Source organism: Streptomyces sp. SPB074 (assembly GCF_000154905.1).
Classification (GTDB): domain Bacteria; phylum Actinomycetota; class Actinomycetes; order Streptomycetales; family Streptomycetaceae; genus Streptomyces.
Map to the genome: position 1 here is coordinate 6,039,066 of NZ_GG770539.1, position 2,324 is coordinate 6,041,389.

The following is a 2,324-nucleotide window of genomic DNA, read 5'->3' on the forward strand; positions in this document are numbered from 1 at the left end:
CCGCTCGCGGTGATGCGGGCGGCGGGAGAGGCCGCGCTCGCGGCCCGGTGAAGGCCGGACCCGGTGAGGCGCGCCCCGGTGAGGTGCGTGCCGGTGGGGACCCGCCCCCGTGAGGCCGGCCCCCTGAGGCGCGGCCCGTGCGCGCCACGCCCGGGTCCGCTCCGTGGACCCGCTCCGGTCCGCGTCCCGCTTCGTGGGAAGATCGGAGGCGGCCGGCCAGGGCCGCGCACCCGGTCGCGCCGCAGTTCCACGCGCGAGCAGGAGGAGCACCGTTGAGCAGGCTGCGTTGGCTGACCGCGGGAGAGTCGCACGGTCCCGCACTCGTGGCGACGCTGGAGGGGCTTCCCGCCGGTGTCCCCGTTACCACCGATCTGGTCGCCGACCACCTCGCCAGGCGGCGCCTCGGCTACGGCCGCGGGGCCCGGATGAAGTTCGAGCGCGACGAGGTGACCTTCCTCGGCGGCGTCCGGCACGGGCTGACCCTCGGCTCGCCCGTCGCCGTCATGGTCGGCAACACCGAGTGGCCCAAGTGGGAACAGGTCATGGCCGCCGACCCGGTCGATCCGCAGATCCTCGCGGACTCGGCCCGCAACGCCCCGCTGACCCGCCCCCGCCCAGGCCACGCCGACCTCGCCGGGATGCAGAAGTACGGCTTCGACGAGGCCCGCCCCGTCCTGGAGCGCGCCTCCGCCCGCGAGACCGCCGCGCGCGTCGCGCTCGGCGCCGTCGCCCGCTCCTACCTCAAGGAGACGGCGGGCATCGAGATCGTCAGCCACGTCGTGGAGATCGCCGCCGCGAAGGCCCCCTACGGCCTCGTCCCGACCCCCGCCGACGTCGCGAAGCTCGACGCCGACCCGGTCCGCTGCCTCGACGCCGACGCGAGCGAGGCGATGGTCGCCGAGATCGACCAGGCCCACAAGGACGGCGACACGCTCGGCGGCGTGGTCGAGGTCCTCGCCTACGACGTGCCCGTGGGGCTCGGCTCGCACGTGCACTGGGACCGCAGGCTCGACGCGCGGCTCGCCGGGGCGCTCATGGGCATCCAGGCGATCAAGGGCGTCGAGGTCGGGGACGGCTTCGGGCTCGCCCGGGTCCCCGGCTCGCTGGCCCACGACGAGATCGTCAGCACGGACGAGGGCATCCGGCGCGCCACCGGGCGCTCGGGCGGCACCGAGGGCGGCCTCACGACCGGTGAACTCCTGCGTGTACGGGCCGCGATGAAGCCGATCGCGACCGTGCCCCGCGCGCTCGCCACCGTGGACGTCGCGACCGGCGAGGCCACCAGGGCCCACCACCAGCGCTCCGACGTGTGCGCCGTCCCGGCCGCCGGGATCGTCGCCGAGGCCATGGTCGCGCTCGTCCTCGCCGACGCCGTCGCCGAGAAGTTCGGCGGCGACAGCGTCCCCGAGACGCGCCGCAACGTCCGCGCGTACCTCGACAACCTCCCGATCCGGTGACCGGCCCCCGGCTCGTCCTCGTCGGCCCGATGGGCGTCGGCAAGTCCACGATCGGCCACCTCCTGGCCGGGCGGCTCGGGCTCGCGTACCGCGACACGGACGACGACATCGTGAGCGCCGAGGGCCGCGAGATCTCCGACATCTTCGTGGACGAGGGCGAGGAGCACTTCCGCGCCCTCGAACGCGAGGCGGTGCGCACCGCGCTCACCGAGCACGAGGGCGTCCTCGCGCTCGGCGGCGGAGCGGTCCTCGACGCCGGCACCCGCGCCCTGCTGCGCGGGCACCCCGTCGTCTTCCTCACGATGGACATCGACGAGGCCGTGCGCCGCACCGGGCTCGCCACCGCGCGCCCGCTGCTCGCCGTCAACCCGCGTCGCACGTGGCGCGAGTTGATGGAGGCCCGCCGCCCCCTGTACACCGAGGTCGCCCGCGCCACCGTGGCCACCGACGACCGCACCCCCGAAGAGGTCGCATCGGCGGTCCTCGACGCACTGGAGCTGAAGGAAGCGTGAGCGAGAACAGCACGCCCGGGCCGACCCGCATCACGATCGGCGGCACCGAGGGCAGTGCCCCCTACGACGTCCTCGTCGGCCACCACCTGCTCGGCGAACTCCCCGCGCTCATCGGGGAGAATGCCCAGCGCGTCGCGGTGATCCACCCCGAGGCGCTCGCCGAGACGGGGGAGGCGCTGCGCGCCGACCTCGCCGGGCAGGGCTACGAGGCGATCGCGATCCAGGTGCCGAACGCGGAGGAGGCGAAGACCGCCGAGGTCGCCGCCTACTGCTGGACCGCGCTCGGCCAGTCCGGCTTCACGCGCACCGACGTCGTCCTCGGCGTCGGCGGCGGCGCCCACGACCGACCTCGCCG

General features: G+C 75.3%; 2 protein-coding genes and 1 pseudogene. All 3 read left to right on the plus strand.

Annotated features, from left to right (window positions below; translation table 11 throughout):
- Positions 1-272 precede the first annotated feature (272 nt).
- The gene (aroC, locus tag SSBG_RS25615) at positions 273-1,457 is read left to right on the plus strand and encodes a chorismate synthase (protein WP_008748959.1); all 1,185 of its coding nucleotides are present in this window, start codon (positions 273-275) and stop codon (positions 1,455-1,457) included.
- A complete protein-coding gene (locus SSBG_RS25620; protein ID WP_037870628.1) occupies positions 1,454-1,969 on the plus strand; it encodes a shikimate kinase in 516 nt (171 codons plus the stop codon). The genes aroC and SSBG_RS25620 overlap by 4 nt, the downstream gene beginning before the upstream one ends.
- Positions 1,966-2,324: pseudogene (locus tag SSBG_RS25625) on the plus strand (3-dehydroquinate synthase); the annotation flags it as partial. The gene SSBG_RS25620 and the pseudogene SSBG_RS25625, both read left to right, overlap by 4 nt.